Origin of the sequence: Burkholderia sp. Se-20373 (assembly GCF_017104705.1) — a bacterium.
Lineage (GTDB): Bacteria > Pseudomonadota > Gammaproteobacteria > Burkholderiales > Burkholderiaceae > Burkholderia.
This window is the reverse complement of sequence record NZ_JAAGPH010000103.1, coordinates 12022-30021: the sequence shown is the minus strand read 5'-3', so window position 1 is coordinate 30021 and position 18000 is coordinate 12022. Positions and strand designations below refer to the sequence as shown.

Sequence of the window (18000 nt, the reverse complement as noted above, 5' to 3'; positions counted from 1 at the left end):
TTTTTTTGAGTGACTGTCCAGCCGCCCACCTAGAACTACACTCAGGCAAACCTTCTTTCCCTACCCGACGCTCTGCCGATCTTTCGATGCGGGCGCGTGGGCGACCGATGCGGGGCCGGCTCGCCGCGGTCGCGGCGATTTGGTCGATGCGCCGCGATCCGACACCGTGCCGTTCACGGCGCGCAAGATCACGCTCGGCCAGCGGACCCGCGGGGCGGGGCGCGCATGCGCGGCCACACGCGACGATGGCGCGGACGGCATCGGCTTCGACGACAACGGCGCAGCCGGCGGCTGCGAGCCGGCCGCGCCACCGGATGCAACGGTGGATGACCGGCCGGCGGACGGCGTCGTCCACGCCGACCGGATGCCGTACGAACTGCATCCGATCGACCCGTCGCGGCTGCCCGATCTGCCGGCCGCCCAGGCGCCGCCGCTGCTGACGCAGCTGATGGGCGACGACCGCAACATGGTCGGCGTCGGCTGGCACTTCGTCGGCACGACCGGCCGATCGACGCCGGTGACGACGCACACGGACGCACTCGGGCTGAACAGCTTCCAGAACCCCGGTTCGAGCCTGTCGCTCAGCAATACGAACACGCTGGCTTTCACGTTCACGCACTTTTTCTCGGAGAACTGGGCGGCCGAACTCGGCGGGGGCATTCCGCCGGTGCTGACGCTGCGCGGGCACGGCAGCATCGCGCTGCCGCTCGACCGGATTTTTTCCGGCGTCCACGGGCGCCTTCCGCTGATCGACCTCGCGAACACGCAAAGCAACCCGCTCGCGACCACGCGCGCGTGGCTCGGCTCCGTCGTGTTCAAGTATTACCTCGGCGAGCGTGAGGATCGTTTCCGCCCGTTCGCGGGCATCGGCGTCAGCTATACGCGCTTCACGAACACGAACCTGAATCCCGTGTTCCAGCGCAAGCTCGCGTCGCTCGGCGGGCTGCTCGCGGCGGGCGCGGACATCGGCAGCCTGCAGTCGCTGCTGCTCGACCCGTCGCTGTTCCAGCGGATCTGGGATGCCGGCGGCGACCTGCTGCTGTCGGGCAAGACCAACGTGTCGGCCAAGGTGAAGAGCGTGTGGGAGCCGGTGTTCACCGTCGGCGCGAGCTACCAGATCACCCGCCAGTTCTGGATCACCGGCATGGTGACCTATATCCCGTTACGGACGAAGATTACGCTGGACATCGACCAGCCGAATCGGCAACTCGCATCGAACACGTTCGATATTTCCGCGAACCCCGTGCTGGCCAGCGTGCTGCTCGCGTTCCGCTTCTGACCGGCGCGCCGGCCCCTTTTTCATGAATTTGACGCGCGACACTGGGATAATGTCTGCGTTTGCTGCGTCAATGATGGAAGGAGGCCCCATGGGCGACAACGATACCCGCACCGAGACCGACGACCGCACCGATATGGAATCGATGGAGGCGCGCCAGCGCCGCTTCGAGGAAGATCTGGTCGACGCCTACGACGAAGAGCTCGAGATGGAGCTCGACGATCGCCGCTTCGACGACAACGACGACCTGCTGTTTTCGCAGGAGCGCCGCGAGGCGCGCAAGGAGTATTTCCGCGAGCTGTTCCGGCTGCAGGGCGAGCTCGTGAAGCTGCAGGACTGGGTCGTGAGCACCGGGCACCGGCTCGTCGTCATTTTCGAGGGGCGTGACGCGGCCGGCAAGGGCGGGGCGATCAAGCGCATCACGCAGCGGCTGAACCCGCGCGTCTGCCGCGTGGCGGCGCTGCCGGCGCCGAACAACCGCGAACGCACGCAATGGTATTTCCAGCGCTATGTCGCGCATCTGCCGGCCGGCGGCGAGATCGTGCTGTTCGACCGCAGCTGGTACAACCGCGCGGGCGTCGAGCGCGTGATGAACTTCTGTACCGACGAGGAATACGAGGAGTTTTTCCGTTCGGTGCCCGAGTTCGAGAAGATGCTGGTGCGTAGCGGGATCCAGATCGTCAAGTACTGGTTCTCGATCACCGATCACGAGCAGGAAGTGCGCTTCCAGAGCCGGATCGAGGATCCGCTCAAGCAGTGGAAGCTGAGCCCGATGGACCTCGAGAGCCGCCGCCGCTGGGAAGCCTATACGGCCGCGAAGGAAGAGATGCTGCAGCGCACGCACATTCCGGAAGCGCCGTGGTGGGTCGTGCAGGCCGTCGACAAGAAGCGCGCGCGCCTGAACTGCATTCACCACCTGCTGCAGCAGGTGCCGTACCACGAGGTGCCGCACGCACCGATCGACCTGCCGCCGCGCGAGCATCACGAGGATTACATCCGTCGACCGGTGCCGGACAACATGATCGTGCCGGACACTTACTGAACGGCAGGCGCGGATTCGATGCGATGACCGGGCGCGCCGCGCAATGCGGCGCGCGTTACTCCCGGATCAGGAACGCGGTGCGGTCGCGCCCGACGATCCATGCGGGTGCACGGCCGCGGCCGCTCCATGTCGCGCCGGTTGCCGGGTCGCGATACTTCGCACCGACCGTAAACAGCTTCGCGCGATCGCTGTAACCCTGCCCGAAGATTTCCCGCGCGGTCAGCGCGTAGCCGGTGACGAGCTCGCGTACCTGCGCCAGCACCGCGCGGCGTTCGCGGCTGCGTGCCGCCTTGATGCGCCGATCGAGTTCCGCAAGCTGGGCTTGCAGTGTCTGCAGTTGATGCATGCGTCCGTTATCCCGTAGTCGAGTTTTGATTATTGGCGACGCGTGACAAACCGCACGTCGGCACGCCCGGCCTTGGCGTGCCGCCCCGGCCGGTGGCGGTTGCGTGCTGCCTGCGCCGGCCTGCGGATAAAACGTGTACGGCACGAATCGCCGGGAACTCGATGAGATTAAGTGGCGGTGCGCGGTTTTTCTATCGGACGTATCTGATTTTTTGGCGGAATTTGCAGGCGGCGGGGTGGCGGGGCGGGGACGATAGCGGCCGCTCGTTACAGGTCGAGAAAGCCCGATCGCCCTTGCGTCAGGTCGAACAACTCGGTCCGCGCGTTCGCGTCGGCGGTCTCGGGCAGCTTGATCACGAGCTTGACCGTCATCCCGTACGCGCTGTCCACCAGTTCGTAGCCCGCCTGTTCGATCCAGCGGCGCACGCGCGCCTCCTCGGGGTAGCCGATCTCGATGGCGAGCCGCGTGTAGCGGATCCGCTCGACGCGCTCGGCATCGAGCAGCGCCGACGCGATTGCATCGGTGTACGCGCGCACCAGCCCGCCCGCGCCGAGCTTCACGCCGCCGTAGTAACGGACGACCGCGCCGAGCACCCCGTCGAGATCGTGATGGCGCAGCACTTCCAGGATCGGCCGGCCCGCCGTGCCGGACGGCTCGCCGTCGTCCGACATCCCCGATTGGCCGCCCGCCAGCAACGCCCAGCACACGTGCGTGGCGGCTGGATGCTCGTCGCGCAGGCGTTGCAGCGCCTGCATCGCGGCGTCGCGGTCGTCGACGGGAATCGCGTAGGCGATGAAGCGGCTCTTGCGGATCTCGAGTTCCCGGATGTAGGTGGTGGCGAGCGAGTACATCATGCGTCGCGACGGGGAAAGTGTGAGGAAATCAAGATGATGATGGCGTGTCGGTTCTTTGGGGGCTGGCCAGCGCAGGCACGGAGCACCTGCATGGGCGCGATGAAGACGGAATTTTACCGTGGCGCGCGTCGAAGCCTTTCGATGCCGTCAGGGCCCGATCCGGGTGAGGTGCCGGATACGGAATGGCGAAGTGCCACCGTGCATGGTGCGGCAGCGGCCGTCCCAATTTTTTCTCTGATGGTTCAAGCGCGCTATCACCGCACGCCGACCGACGACCGCAGCGCCGCGCCCAGCGTACGCAGCGCCTGCCGGGCCCGCGCATCGGTCAGGTTCGAGTAGAGCACCACGTCGCGCGCCGGCAACGGCGGCAGCCCGTATCGCGCGCCCACGTCGACCGTCCCGACGGGCGCCACCCGATGCCCGAGCGCGGCGACGGCCAGCCCCGCGGACACCGCCGCGCCGATCGTCGCCACGCCGCCGCCGACGAACACTTCCGTCCACGCCACACCGGCTTCGTCCAGCGCGCCGACCGCCATGCGGCGCACGCTGCACGGCTCGGCCTGCGTCGCGAGCCGCAGCGGTTGCGGCGGATGGTATTCGAAATCGGTCGCGGCCATCCAGCCGAACGATTCCGACAGCAGGGTTTCCCCGTCGAGCCGCCGGCTGTCGTGCTGTAGCGCGACGGCGGCATCGAGCTGGCCGCGATCGAACGCATCGAGCACGTCGCGCGACGCGGCGACCCGGATCTCGAGCACGAGCCCCGGTTCCGCTTCGCTCATGCGCCGAAGCAGCATCGGCAGATCGGCGCCGACGACATGATGGCTCACGCCGATCACCAGCCGCCGCTGGCCGGCGCCGAACGCGCCGACCGCACCCTGGTGAGCGGCTACGAGCTCGCGCGCGGGTTCCAGGAACGCGGTGCCGTCGGCCGACAGGCGAACCTGCCGCGGCGTGCGTTCCAGCAAACGGCGGCCGAGGCCGTCTTCAAGTCGCTTGATCTTCAGGCTCACCGCGGACTGCGTCGTGTCCATTGCCTCGGCGGCCCGCGTGAAGCTCTTGAGGTCGGCGGTCAGCACGAACGCCTGCACGGCTTCGATATCGAGCGTTTTCACCACGCACTCATCCATTAAGAAAGCGAATCATTGAAATATTCTGCCATCGTCTTTTCAAATGATTCGAGGTCTTCTACGCTGTTCTCGAGCCGTTCGGAATCTCCCTTGTCAATCCCAGGAGTCGATCATGCTGACCGCGTACTACGTGCACCGCCTGCCGGCGGACTACGACCTCGACATCATCCGCAATCGGGTGCGCGAGCGCGGCAGGCTCTGGGACGACACGCCGGATCTCGTGTTCAAGGGGTTTCTGCTGCGCGAGGCGGGCCGCTACGGTGCGACGGAAAACGGCTATGCGTCGCTTTATCTGTGGCGCAATGAACAGGCGTTCGCCAGGTTCGTCACCGATGGCCGCTATCGGGTCGTGACGGACAGTTTCGGGCGCGCGCCGATCGATGTGCAGGTCGCGCTCGATGCGCGCAAGGGCAGCGCATCGACGGGACGCTTCGTGCGCCTGGAAGCCATCGATATTCCGGCGGACGCCGACCTCGATGCGACGCTGGCACGGGAGGTCGAGCGCAATCGCGACGTGGCGGCGCGGCAGGGTACGGTTGCGGCCGCCGTCAGCCTCGATCCGCTGCGCTGGCGGCTGACGCGCGTGCTCGTATCGGAGCAGGAGCCGGATGATGGCGGCGCTGGCACGGTGTACCAGGTTTTGCACCTGGCCCGGCCGTTGCTCGATACGCTCGAGGGGAGTGGGGGGTGATGGCCGGCGCCGCGTTCCGATCGCGGGCCCGGCCGGCGGGCGAGGACTGCGGCCCGGCATTCGCGCGATTGCCGGCCGGCCTGGTGATCGCCGCGCATCTCGCCGGGCTGGCGGCGGGGATCGCCGCGATTGCCGCGCTCGCGACGATGCTGGCGCTGTTGTTCCGGTAAGGTGCGCGTTTGCGGATGCGTGAATACGGAAGCGCCGCGCACGACGCACGCGGCGCTTCCGTTCTTCCTCCACCGCTCAGTGCCCCTGCAACCGGATATCCCGCGACGATGCACCGACGTACACCGTTCCGCCCGGCACCACGCGCCAGCCATTACGTGACGTGTCCCATACACTCTGCATCCGCGGCGATACGGTCACGCGCACCCGCCGCGTCTCGCCCGGATTCAGCCGGATCTTCTCCCAGCCGACCAGGCGCTTCGGCGGTTCGTCCTTGTACGGCACGCCGAGATAGACCTGCGGCGTTTCCGCGCCGGCGACGCGCCCGTCGTTACGCACCGTGAACGCGACGCTCAGCGACCCGTCCCATTGCTTCGACACCGACAGCCCCGAATACGCGAAGTGCGTGTACGACAGCCCGTAGCCGAACTCGAACATCGGCTTGATGTTGTGCGCGTCATACCAGCGATAGCCCATGTTCAGCTTTTCCGCATAGACGGGATCGTTGTCGAACGCGCCGTTTTGCCCCCAGGTCGGCGAATCCTGGTCGCGCGCGGGGAACGTGACGGGCAGCTTGCCGGACGGATTGACCGCACCGAACAGCACGTTCGCGATCGCCTTGCCGCCGGCTTCGCCCGGATACCACGCCTCGACGATCGCGGAGACCTGGTCCTTCCACGGCATCAGCACCGGGTTGCCGCTCTGGACGACGACGATCGTGTGCGGATTCGCGCGCGCGACGGCTTCGACGAGCGCATCCTGGTTCGACGGGTTCGCAAGGCTCAGGCTCTGGAGATCGCCGAAATCCTCGCCGGCCGGCTGCGCCACCACGACGATCGCGACGTCCGAACGGCCCGCGAGTGCCGCGGCCTGATCGATCTCCTGCTGCGTGTACGCGCGGAACGGCGACTGCTGATCGCTGTTGCCGGCATACGTGACCTGCGCGGCCGGCGCGAGCGCACGGATCGCCGCGACGATCGGCACGTCCACCTTCAGCCACGGATTGCGCCACCAGCTGCACCCCGTCGATGACCCGAACGTCAGGCCGCCGCAACCCGCGAACGATCCCGATACGGGGTCGCGCGTGTTGCCCGAGCCGCCGCCCGACAGCACGGCCGCATCGGCATGGCCGCCGATCACCGCGATACGCGACAGCGCCGACGCGGCGAGCGGCAACTGGTTGCCGTCGTTCTTCAGCAGAACGATCGACTGCTCGGAGGCCGCCTGCGCGAATCGGTTGCCGGCCGCGAAATCGATCGTGCCGCCGCCCTTGGCCGGATCGTCCATCACGCCGACGCGGATCATCGCAGCGAGCTTACGGCGCACCATGTCGTCGAGGCGCGCGGTCGACACCGAGCCGTTCGCGATCGCCTGCTTGACCGCCGCCGGTGTCAGGTACACGCTCGGGCCGACGTCTTCTTCCTCGTCGAGCCCGGCGTTGATCGCGGCGGCGGTGCTGTGCGTGGCGCCCCAGTCGGACTGTACCTGGCCCTGGAAGCCCCATTCGTTCTTCAGCACGTCGTTCAGCAGATGGGGGTTCTCGCACGCATAGGTACCGTTCAGGCGGTTGTAGCTGCACATCACGCTGCCGGGCCGCCCGCGCTTCGCGGCGATCTCGAATGGGAGCAGGTACAGCTCGCGCAGCGTGCGCTCGTCGATCTGCGTGTTGCCGCCCATCCGGCCGTGCTCCTGCTCGTTGCCGGCGTAGTGCTTGATGGTCGCGATGACCTTCTGCCGCTGCGTGGCGAGCGTGCGTTCGGCGAGCAGGTCGCCGGCCAGCAGCGGATCCTCGCCGAGATACTCGAACAGGCGGCCGCCGCGCGGTTCGCGCGCGAGGTTGGTGCCGCCGGCGAGGCCCATGCCGAATCCTTGCGCGCGCAACTGGATCGCGACCTGCTTGCCGTAGTCGTACGACAGGCGGCGATCCCAGCTCGCGGCGACGGCGATCGTCGCGGGGAACGTCGTGCTGGCCTGCGACGTGCTGCCGGAGCCCGTCGCTGAATCGACCATGTTCAGGTCGGGAATGCCGAGCCGCGGCACGCCCTGGATGTAGCCGGCGCCACCGCCCGGCACCTTTGACATTTCGTATTGCGAATGAATGAATTGAAGTTTTTCGTCGAGCGTCATCTTGCGCACGAGCCAGTCAGCGCGCCGAACCGCCGCGGCCGACGCGAACGTATCGGTCGCGTCGCCCTGCGCGTTGAAATCGGCGCCGCCCGCATAGGCGGTGGTGCAGAGGGTCGCTGCCAGCACGATGGCCGGCCAGAGTGTGTCCCGCATGTTGCTCTCCATGATCGTATTGCCGGTTGTTCGGATGATGTCTGGAGCTGCACAAGTCCGATGGATTCGCACCGGACGCAATTGGCTGGCGATGCTGGGTGGTTGCGCGTCGGCATGCCGGGCCAGGCGGGGAATCGTTACGGCCGGTTGGGCCCGATCGAACATAGAGGACGGCGACGCGGACCGCCCGACGCTGCCGAATCGGATGTAGCGATTCTCTGCAGCGACTAATGGTATGAATGTAGTTTGACTACAGCATCGGTGTTTCTACCGATACGTGTGATCTTTATTTCGTAGGGGCGCGTAGCGGGCCGGAAAGACGGTCATCGTTCCCGATGGCGGGGTGTGGTCGGGTAAGAAGTACCTGGGAGAAGGCACTTTTGCACAGCGGTCACGTGCCGACGCGTGCGTTCCATTTCGTTGCGCGCGCATCCAACCGTGCTTCGGTCATTTCGAGCACTGCCCGTCGTGAATGCCGTTTTGATTCCGGGACTGGGGGAATGGCGGTGGTGCCGAGTTCAACGACGCGGGCCCGCCTTCAACTGAGGTGTTGAGTGAGGTTGCTCACATATCTACCGTGCCGGACGGTGTTCAATCGAGTATTACCGTGCGCGTTGTCGGACCGGGGTGCGGTGCGTGTACATGCAGCAAGCGACGCGAAGGCGTTCGTGCCGGGCGAAGTGCCCCGTCCGGCGACGCTTGCCTTGACCGACGGACGAAGAATCCGGGTGAAACGCTTGGTCACATCGGCGGCGTCGGGTGCGCGGCGAATCCGTGGCGCCGCCAGTCCGGGAGGCGCGTTGTGAAAATGTAATGTGACGTACGGAATCTGTCGGGATTGAGTGGCCTAATCGTCGATATTCGAATGGGCACGCCATATCCGGTGTGCCGAGCTGATTCGGGGGTAGGGAACGGAAATGTAACGTCATCCGACCAAAAAATTACCAAGACCAATTTCAACCCAGAGGCGCTTGCCGGTCAGGCGATCCTCGACAGGCACTCGCCGGACCCGGTCGGGCATGCGGGTGTTTTCACATACAGGCGTTTTCGTGGGAATCCAAATCGATACGCAAGGACGGGGCCGGTTACGGGGAATCGGCTCGCATCGTCGCAACGTCAGTCGTTCCCGATTGGCTTTATGCGGCCGAGCGTACCTGCAGCCTCGTGGCGGCCGCAAGTCGACGTTCGTCCGGACGCACGTGCAGTCGTTTCCGGTAGCCGGATGCCTGCTTCGCGGCATGCGGCAGGCATCCAGCAGCGCATCGGGCCATCAGGTGTACAGCGCAAGGACCGGATCATGACACCCATTCAGTTCAACGGATGTGTCGGCTGGTTTCATGCAGGCAATCGCCCGCACGGCATCGTGATTTGCGAGCCGCTCGGTCACGAGTCGCTCTGGCTTCACAAACTCGTGCGCGCGCTCGCCGAGCATCTCGCCGATCGCGGCTTTCCGGTGCTGCGATTCCACTATCCGGCGAGCGGCGACTCGCTGGGCGACGAACGCGACGCTGACCGCTTCGAACACATGCTCGCGAGCGTTCGGCATGCCGTCGATGCGTTGCGCGAGCGTGTCGTGTCGGACACGCTGACGCTCGTCGGCGTGCGCGCCGGTGCCGCATTGGCGCTCCTCGCCGCGGACGGTATCCCCGGGTTCACGCGCTTCGTCGCGCTGGCGCCAGTGGTGCGCGGCCGCGGCTACCTGCGCGAGCTTTCTCTCGTCGCGCAACGCTGGCTCGATAACGCGCCGCCGGCCGTGCGGGATGCGATTCGGGAGGAGCAACCTCTGCATGTGCTCGGGCACGCGTATCCCGATGATCTCGTCGCGGCACTCCGAGGCATCAACCTGTGCGAGTCTGCGGAACGATTGCAGGCATTGCCGGCGCGCGCGTTGCTCGTCGATGCGCCATACGGGGACGCTCCTGCGCTGTCGGACGCGCTGCAGGCACGCGCTGTTTCGGTCGATGTTCGGACCTGCCCCGATTGGGGCGGCCTCATGAGGGAGCCGGTGTGGTCGCGGCTGCCCGACGGATTGCTCGACACGGTGGTGAACTGGATCGACGACGGTTCCGATGCGACCGTTCGCGTTTCCGCGCGGGATGTCGAGTCGGCCGTGACGCTGACCGGGGAAGGCAGTATCGAACGGATGGTCTCCGTGGGGTCAGGGCGCCTGGTCGGCGTGCTGTGCGAACCGGCGGGCAGCATCCGACGCGCTGCCGCGCCGACCCTGTTGATTACCAATACGGCGGCCAATCCGCATGTCGCCGACGGTCGGTTTGCGGTTCGACTGGCGCGATCGCTCGCGGCATCGGGTATCAGCAGCCTGCGTATCGATTCGAGCGGCATCGGCGACAGCGGCGCGCGTGCGAGAGACGATCAGTCGGACATTCCGTATTCGGACCAGGTGATCGTCGATATCGCATCCGCAGCGGACTGGCTGAAGGCGCAGGGGCATCGCGAGATCGTTGCGTTCGGGATTTGCTCTGGCGCGTACGCATCGCTTCATGCCGCCGCGCGCGAGCATCTCGCCGGCGTGATTGCGGTCAATCTACCGGTTTTCATCTGGCCACGCGGAGAAACGCTCGCGAATGTCGTCAATAACCAGACAAATTCGATGCGCGGCTATTGGGCATCGCTGCGCAGCCGCCACAAGCTGCGTCGGCTGCTGCTCGAAGGGCGGGACCTGCGGCCGGTCCTGCGTGCCGTGTTTCGTTTGGTCGCGGGCGTCATGACCGTGCCCGTCAAGCGTGTCGGCGAGCATTTCGGCTGGCGGCCGGGCCACGAGACGCCTCGGGGATTGCTGCATCACATGTCGGCCGGCGGCATCCGTACCCATCTCATCTACGGCACATTCGATACGGGCGTCGACGCGCTCGTCCGGCATTTCGGCCCCGCATCCCGTGCGTTCGCGCATTGGCCGAACGTATCCGTCGACATGCAGGACGCGCTCGATCATTCGCTGTACGGCAACGCCGCTGCGCGGTATGTCGTCACCCGTTGCGCCGAGCTGCTTGCCGGCTGGTACGCGCCGGCCGAATTCGCGATACCCGCGCAACCGGAACACGCGCCTTCATGACGTTCGTGCAGACGTCGCATGCAGACCTCACCGGGCGGCGATCACCGCGTCTCTCCCGGGCGAGCGTCTCGGGATCGTAGCTCCGGGGCGTCGGCCGGTGGTGGTTTTGCCAAAGTCTCCCGCTAACGTAACCGGACGAACAGATCCGCTGCTTCGGTCACCTTATCCTGATCGTGTCGAGTTTTCATGGGGTTGCCAGTTCGCAAGCGCCATCGCGACTCCATCCAGGAATGACAATGAAGCAAGCGTGTCGGACACATCGAAAGTGGGGCAGGCGTCACCGCCAGCGGGTAACGCACGATCTTGCGCACGCGACACGGGATGACGCCGGTTCGCGAAACGAGCGAGCGAAAGTCGGGCCCGGCCAAGCAGGCGATGACGTCGCATCGCGCGCGCGACATGGCGTCCACCGAGGTCGATCGTAATGCATGTGCTGGTGATCAACGACTTCGTTCGGAAGGGCGGGGGCGAGGAAGTGTACCGGGTGTCCGTCGACGTGCTTCGTGCTTGCCAGGGGGTCGTGGTCGAAACCTTCGACGAGCGTGCATTGCCCGATGTCGACGGCAGCGGGCGCGCACGCGCATGGTCACGTGCCGCCGCGCGTGCGCTCGTCACGCTGCTCGATCGATTTCGCCCGCAACGCATCCTCGTGCACAATTACCACAACCTGCTGTCGAGCGCGATTCTGCCCGTGCTCGCTCGCTACAAGCGGCACTCGGGATGTGGTTTGTTCATGACCGCGCACGATTACCATTTGTTGTTCTACAACCCGAGCCTGCTGATTTATCCCCGCGGATGCGCGCAACCGTTGCCGATCGACCAGCTGCATCGCGGCCGGCGCATCGCGCTTGCGGCGAGCCCGCGCGGTGTTCTTCACGATGTCGCGAAGAAGCTGCACTGGCATGCGGTCAACGCGCTTTTCGATCCGCTTGGCCTGTTCGACGAGATTCTCTGTCCGAGTCCGTTCATGCGCGACCTCATTGCGCAGTGTGGCCGAACACGCGCGACACTGGTGCCGAATCCGATCGACTCGACGCTGATTCCCCATCCGCCCAAACCCGTCCGGGGCGATCGCCTCGATCTGGCGTTCGTCGGTCGCGTGGACGCGGACAAGGGGCTCGGTCGGTTTCTCGCGCTCATGAGCGAAGCGGCCGGCGATGCGATTGCGTCGCTGACCGTCTACGGCGACGGAGCGGAGCGGGCCGACCTGGAGAAACGGCACGCGACACTCATCGAGTCAGGGCGGCTGCGTTTTGCCGGGCGCCTCGATCATGCAACGTTGTTCGCCGCGCTACCCCGGCACGATGCGCTCGTGTTGCCGTCGATCTGGGTGGAAAATGCCCCCCTCGTGATTGTCGAGGCAGCGATGCTCGGCCTGCCGGCGCTCGTGCACGACATCGGAAGCCTGTCGACCTTTGGCGACGAGATCGGCAACAAGATTCTCTACCGGAGCACGCCGGAAGGCCTCGCGCGCGCGCTCGCCGAACTGCGCACGCATCTCGATAGCGACGATCGTCATTACGACTGGTCGCGTTACTCGGTCGAACGCTACGCGTCGTCGCTGCGCACCGTACTCGGCATCGGTAGGGAGGTATCGTGAACGTGGGCACATTGGCAGCCGCGGCACACTGTTTACTCTCAGCCCTGAAAGCACGATGACCGCTGTCCGAAAAAATTTTGCCTTGTTGTTCGCATTGCAAATCTCGACGTACGTCGTGCCGCTCGTCACGTTGCCCCTGCTGACGCGCGTGCTCGGCCCGCTGCAGTACGGACGGTTGTCGTTCGTGCTGGCGGTGACAACGTATTTCATCAACCTGGCCAATTACAGCTTCGACCTGACAGCGACGCCCCGCGTCGCGCTGGCCGACGGCAGGGTGGAACGATCCCGGATTTTCTGGGCAACGGTGTGCGCCCAATGGGCGATCACGGTCGCCGGCTTCGCCGTACTCGTCGTCCTGACCCTGCTCGTCCCGCATTTCGCGGCGGAACGCACGGCCCTGCTGATCGGGTTCGGGATGGCGGTGGGCGCCGCGCTTACGCCGGGCTGGTACTTTCAGGGCATCCAGAAGTTGAGCGTCTACAGTGCCACGGTGGTCGTATACCGTGCATGCAGTGTCGTGGCCTTCTTCATGTGGGTGCGCACGCCGGACGATCTCCTGCACGCGGTTGTCATCAACGCTGCGGTGCCGCTGCTTTGCGGGGTGACGTTGCTTGCCTATCTGTTCTTGCGTCGCGAGATCGAAACTGTTCGTGTGCGGTTCGCCGACATCGCAGCCGCCCTGAAAGGCGGCTCGCAGGTATTTCTGGCATCGACGTCGATCTCGTTCTACGCGTCGACCAATACCGTTCTGCTGAGTATCGTCTCGGGGAGTGTCGCCGCCGGCTATTTTGCCGCCGGTGACAAGTTGATTCGGGCAGCAGTCGGTCTGCTTCAACCGCTGAGAGCAGCAACCTATCCGCACGTGACGTACCTGATGCATCACGCGCGTGACGACGCGTTCGCGTTCTTGCGAAAGCTGATCGTTCTGCAGGGCGCGTTGGTGCTGGCCATGTCGGCAACGATCTACGCCTGCGCGCCGTTCGTCGTCCGGATCCTGTACGGCAGCTCGTTTGCGCCGACGGTCGGCGTACTGCGTTGTCTGGCGCTGGTGCCGTTCATGGCATGCATGACCGATCTGTTCGGCGTTCAAACCATGTTGCCGATGGGCATGAAGCGCGCCTTCAGCGTCATCCTGATCTCGTCCGGCGTATTGAATGTGACACTGCTGCCGCCGCTTGCCATGCTGTTCGCGGAGCGCGGGGCGGCCATCGCGGTATTGATCGCCGAATCGGCCGTCGCTATCGCGCTCGCGTATGTTCTCTGTCGCGACCGGGTCGGCCTCATCAATCTGTCCGCGCGTTCGGGTTGATGCGATCCGCGCGCGGTCGACTCGGCGGCGATGGCAGCGTGATGCGTTGGATTCGCCATCTGTCCGCGCGGCTGCCATGGTGCGATGCGAGTCGACAGGCGTCGCCGTAGCCGTCCTGTCGACATCCCGATTACTTGGTGACGAGCGCCCCGGTCAACCCCGCGCTGATCGCCGGCAGCAACAGGTTCAGCACGCGGCTCGCGCGCACCAGGCCGGTGTTGTCGACATACACGATATCCTTCGACGCGAGCGGAAACTGATTCGCGAGCAGCATCGAGACGGGCGACTTCAGGTCGAGGTGAAAGATGACCGGCTCGCTGTCGGCGGCCTTGCGAAGCACGAAAACCTGCTGGGCGTTCGACGTTTGCTGGTTGAGTTGCCCGGCCTCCGAAAGCGCCGCACTCAACGTGAGCGAGCCATCGCGCAGCGGCGGCACGGCCAGCGGCTTGTTCACTTCACCCATGACATAGACGGGATTGTCGTCGCGAGCACCCACATGCAACAGGTCGCCGGGCTGCAGCATGATGGTGGCAGGGCTTTTGCCGGTCTTCATCATCTGCGCGACATTCACCGGATAGATCTCGCCGTTGCGCGTGACCGTCACGCGACTCTGATCCGCGGTCGGCGCAAAGCCGCCTGCACGATTGACCGCTTCGACCAGTGTCATTGGAATGTCGTTGATCGTCTGCGAGCCGGGGGCGCGTACTTCGCCGTCCACATACACTTGCTCGGCACGGAACGATGCCACGCGAACGGTCACTTGTGGTTTGACGAACACCTTCCTGAGCTCGGCATCGAGTTCCCGCTGGACTTGCGCCGCGGTCTTTCCGGCCGCATGGATCGGTCGCGTCACGTAGGGAAACTGCACGTTGCCGTCGCTATCGACGACGAAACCTGGCGCTGCGTCGGAGGGCCTCGTGTTCTGCGTCGGCTGGCCGACAGCGGCGGCGAATTCGGGGTGATCCCACACCGTGATTTGCAGCACGTCACCCGGGCCAAGCTTGTAGGCACTAGGCTTGCCGAGCAGATTGCCCGGAATCGACCACGCGGGAAGGTGCTTCTGCTCGGTGTGAATCTGGTTGATCAGCGTCAGATCGATCTGCTTGACCGCGACCTTCTTGTCGCTGGTCACGTCGCCATTGTCGGCGGTCGTGACCGGCAGTGCGGCCGGCTCCGCCATGTGCTGGCCGGGTGCAAACGCACACGCCGAAAGCAGGGTGGACAGCGCCAGGGAGAGCGCGGCGCGCATTCGACGCACCGCAGGTTCGTTCTGTTTCGGCGCGAGCGCATCGAATAGCAGGGGGGTGTTCATATCGTCATTCAACATGGTAAGCCGGCCGATCTGCCGGCCGGATAGTCCTGTATTTAGAAACAATTTAAATAAATTTGATACTCGCCGTGCCTTCCAGGTCAGAAGATTTTTTCATCTCGACACCCGATAGCGATGGTTCTGCGCCGTTTTTTTGATAAAAATCGTCAAACGGGGTGACGCGATGAATGATATGAAAAGACGTGCTCACGTCATATGCCTGATTGCGCCATCAAGCCACAGTATTGTCACGGGTTGCCGGAAGCGGAAACAACGCCTACTCAACATAGCACGAGACAGGTAGGCAACCCAGTGATTCGCACCGCCAGTGCTTATTAATGTAAGCCATCGCACTTAGCGCGCCGGGCATTTACCGCATAGTGGCCGGACAAACAGAATCATTGGTGTTCCTGCGGCAACGGTTCAGTGACGTACTTTTTGCCGATCGGCGGTCGGCAGCAGGGTAGGTGCCCGGGACGGCGCGACCTGGTACGCGTCGCGCGGCTCGCATGGCCGAGCGCACGCGCCGCCGCGTGAAGCCTGGCAAGGTGGCAATTTGGGAGTTTTTGCATGGCATTGGATCGACCTTCGCCTAATGAGTACCGGGACGGAGCGGGAAATATTTCTCGCGACGCGTCCCGCTTTACACTGGCCGAATTGCTCGAAAATTTATTTTATTATCGACGAGCGTTTATTTCCGTTTTTCTGGGGTGTCTGCTACTGGCATTTTTATATGCCATTTCGGCGACGCCGATTTACTCTGTTGATACGCTGATACAGGTCCAGGAAAACAAGCATAGCGCGCTGGGTTCGCTTTCCGAGATTTCAAATGCACTGGATATTCAGAATTCTGCCGTAGTCGGCGAAATCGATATCGCCCGCTCGCGCACGGTTGTCACCCAGGCGATCGAGGCGACCGCCGCGCAGGCGGAAGTTTCAGTCAGCAATCGGATTCCGCTCGTCGCGGGTTTGCTGGGTTCGATCCTGTCGAAAGATGCGAATGGTCTCGTCATTCCGTTGTTCAATACCCCGTTCTGGGCGTGGGGCGGTGAACGAATCGAATTCACCAGGTTTGATGTCCCTGATGCACAGCTTGGCAAAAAGCTGGAGTTCGATTATCTCGACGGCAATCGGTTCGTGTTGAAGGACAGCGATGGCCAGGAGGTGTTGAAGGGCGTAATCGGCTCGCCGAGCGAAGGCAACGGCTATCGCGTGGAGGTGTCGCGGATCGTGGCGCGCGCCGGTACGGAGTTCCGTGTACGGCGGGTTGCCACGTCCGTGCGACTCGACGCCATCCTGACCAAGTTGACCGGGGCGGAAACGAAACGCCAGTCGGGCATCATGCAGCTCAATCTCGAGGATCCCGATCCGGTGTTTGCTGCGCGGCTGCTCAACGCCATTGCCGCGGCTTATCTGGATGTCAACGCGAAGCGGCGTTCGGAGGATGCCGAACGCAGCCAGGCATTCCTCGACGCGCAACTGCCGGCCGTGAAGGCGCGGCTGGAACAGGCGGAGCAGGCGCTGAACACGTTCCGCAACGCGCAGGGGTCGATCGATTCGCAAGGCGATGTCAGGCTGCTCATTGACCAATTGGCGCTTGTCGACAAGGCGCGGCTCGAAGCCAAGCTCGAGTATCAGGACTTGTCGTCCAAGTATGTTGCCGGACAACCCCAGATCGCTGCCGTCGTCAACAAACTGAAGACGCTCGATCAGCAGTCGGCCGAATTGAAAAGCAAGGTGGCGCATTTGCCGTCGCAGCAGCAGACCTATTTGCGTTTGGCGCGAGACGTCGAAGTCAATAACCAGCTATACGTCGGCTTGCTGAACAACACGCAGCAGTTGCAGATTGCGAAAGCAGGCACGGTTGGCAATGCGTCCATCATCGACAAGGCCGATGTGAGCGACAAGCCGATTCGGCCAAAGCGAATGCTCGTGATCGTGTTGGGCGCGGTGGTCGGACTGATACTGGGCGTTGCCGTGGCACAAGGCTATGCATTGTTTTTCGGGCGTGTTCGCGATCCGAAGCATCTGGAATCGATGGTGGGCGTTCCGCTGCTTGGCGTACTCCCGTCATCGCCTCAGCAGATCGAGGCCGACTCGAACGGCAGGCCGGTTTTCATGGCCGTGAGGGAGTACCCTGACGCGCCGTTCGCCGAAGCGATCGCAGATCTGGTCTTGCTGCTGCATTGCAAGACGACCACCGGGCGCGAAGGCGCGAAGACCGTTCTGATTACGTCCCCCGAGCCGGGGCAGGGCAAGTCGATGATCGCCGCCAATCTTGCGTGTCTGTCCGCGGACAGCGGCGTCAAGACCTTGCTTGTGCGTGCCCATGCAGGCCAGGCGAGCATCGAGCGATGCTTGCCGGTGAAAGTCGAGAAGTGTTTGTCGGATGTGCTGAAAGGCTCGATCGATCTCAAGAAGGTGATCTCGCGCGTTCATGACAATCTTGACGTGCTGCCCGCCGGAGCAGAGGGCAAGCCTTTGCGGAACCTGTACGGCACCGAGAAGCTGGACGCGCTGTTCACTTCACTGCGAGGCGCATACGACCTGATCATCGTGGACGCGCCATTGGCTCATCCGGCCGCAAACGTCGCCATGTTGTCGAGGTTCGCCGACCTCACGTTGATGGTGGTGCGGCAAGGTTCGGTCAGCTACGCCGGCGTGGCGGATGCGATCGGGAACCTGAAAAAGTTCGGAGCCGATGTGGATGGCCTGGTATTCAACGGCTTCGAGCCTTCACCGTTCCGCTACGGCTATTACGCGAACGCGCGTCGACCTGCGAAGGAAACCCCGACGCAGAGCAATCCTCGCCATGTCCCATCCGAGACGTTTTTGTTCAGGGCATGGACGCGAGTAAGAAAGGAGTTGCTCAGGAACGTTGCGTGATATCGATTGGCGCGGAGCGCAGCTACATGGTGCAGGTGC

The 18000-nt window shown here is 64.2% G+C and carries 12 protein-coding genes and 2 pseudogenes; 9 read left to right on the top strand and 5 right to left on the bottom strand.

What is annotated here, in order from left to right:
* Window positions 1-358: 358 nt before the first annotated feature.
* Together G3N96_RS27240 and ppk2 are read left to right on the top strand one after the other, a co-directional pair.
* Window positions 359-1279: pseudogene (locus tag G3N96_RS27240) on the top strand (OmpW family outer membrane protein); the annotation flags it as partial.
* 88 nt (window positions 1280-1367) lie between these two features.
* On the top strand, window positions 1368-2318 hold the full coding sequence (gene ppk2, locus G3N96_RS27235) for a polyphosphate kinase 2 (protein ID WP_124577657.1): 951 nt from the start codon (window positions 1368-1370) through the stop codon (window positions 2316-2318).
* 55 nt (window positions 2319-2373) lie between these two features.
* Here the strand turns inward: ppk2 and G3N96_RS27230 are convergent, their stop codons facing one another.
* From G3N96_RS27230 to G3N96_RS27220, 3 genes are all read right to left on the bottom strand, one after another.
* Window positions 2374-2664 (bottom strand): H-NS histone family protein, encoded by a 291-nt coding sequence (locus G3N96_RS27230; RefSeq protein WP_039356963.1) that lies wholly within the window; start codon window positions 2662-2664, stop codon window positions 2374-2376.
* Window positions 2665-2930: 266 nt separating this feature from the next.
* Window positions 2931-3518 (bottom strand): YigZ family protein, encoded by a 588-nt coding sequence (locus G3N96_RS27225; protein WP_124577659.1) that lies wholly within the window; start codon window positions 3516-3518, stop codon window positions 2931-2933.
* A 254-nt stretch (window positions 3519-3772) separates the two neighbouring features.
* Window positions 3773-4630 (bottom strand): LysR family transcriptional regulator, encoded by an 858-nt coding sequence (locus tag G3N96_RS27220; RefSeq protein WP_206139113.1) that lies wholly within the window; start codon window positions 4628-4630, stop codon window positions 3773-3775.
* 127 nt (window positions 4631-4757) lie between these two features.
* Between G3N96_RS27220 and G3N96_RS27215 the strand changes: the two genes are divergently transcribed.
* On the top strand, window positions 4758-5336 hold the full coding sequence (locus tag G3N96_RS27215) for a DUF4865 family protein (protein ID WP_206139112.1): 579 nt from the start codon (window positions 4758-4760) through the stop codon (window positions 5334-5336).
* Entirely contained in the window at window positions 5336-5506 is a 171-nt protein-coding gene (locus tag G3N96_RS27210; RefSeq protein WP_185634139.1) for a hypothetical protein, read from the top strand. Before G3N96_RS27215 ends, G3N96_RS27210 begins: the two co-directional genes overlap by 1 nt.
* 76 nt (window positions 5507-5582) lie before the next feature.
* Here G3N96_RS27210 and G3N96_RS27205 read toward each other — a convergent pair whose 3' ends face one another.
* Complete coding sequence (locus G3N96_RS27205; protein ID WP_206139111.1) at window positions 5583-7784, bottom strand: glycoside hydrolase family 3 C-terminal domain-containing protein; 2202 nt, start codon at window positions 7782-7784, stop codon at window positions 5583-5585.
* A 632-nt stretch (window positions 7785-8416) separates the two neighbouring features.
* Here G3N96_RS27205 and G3N96_RS39915 point away from each other — a divergent pair.
* The 4 genes and pseudogenes from G3N96_RS39915 to G3N96_RS27190 all read left to right on the top strand — a co-directional run.
* A pseudogene (locus G3N96_RS39915) lies at window positions 8417-8541 on the top strand (sugar transporter); the annotation flags it as partial.
* A 540-nt stretch (window positions 8542-9081) separates the two neighbouring features.
* On the top strand, window positions 9082-10857 hold the full coding sequence (locus tag G3N96_RS27200) for an alpha/beta hydrolase (RefSeq protein WP_206139115.1): 1776 nt from the start codon (window positions 9082-9084) through the stop codon (window positions 10855-10857).
* Window positions 10858-11281: 424 nt separating this feature from the next.
* Complete coding sequence (locus G3N96_RS27195; protein WP_206139110.1) at window positions 11282-12457, top strand: glycosyltransferase; 1176 nt, start codon at window positions 11282-11284, stop codon at window positions 12455-12457.
* Window positions 12458-12512: 55 nt separating this feature from the next.
* Window positions 12513-13766, top strand: coding sequence for an oligosaccharide flippase family protein (locus tag G3N96_RS27190; protein ID WP_206139109.1), 1254 nt, complete (start codon window positions 12513-12515; stop codon window positions 13764-13766).
* Between the two features lie 130 nt (window positions 13767-13896).
* Here the strand turns inward: G3N96_RS27190 and G3N96_RS27185 are convergent, their stop codons facing one another.
* Window positions 13897-15078, bottom strand: coding sequence for a polysaccharide biosynthesis/export family protein (locus G3N96_RS27185; RefSeq protein ID WP_124577671.1), 1182 nt, complete (start codon window positions 15076-15078; stop codon window positions 13897-13899).
* Window positions 15079-15645: 567 nt separating this feature from the next.
* Here G3N96_RS27185 and G3N96_RS27180 point away from each other — a divergent pair.
* Window positions 15646-17961, top strand: coding sequence for a GNVR domain-containing protein (locus G3N96_RS27180; protein ID WP_206139108.1), 2316 nt, complete (start codon window positions 15646-15648; stop codon window positions 17959-17961).
* Window positions 17962-18000: the final 39 nt, after the last annotated feature.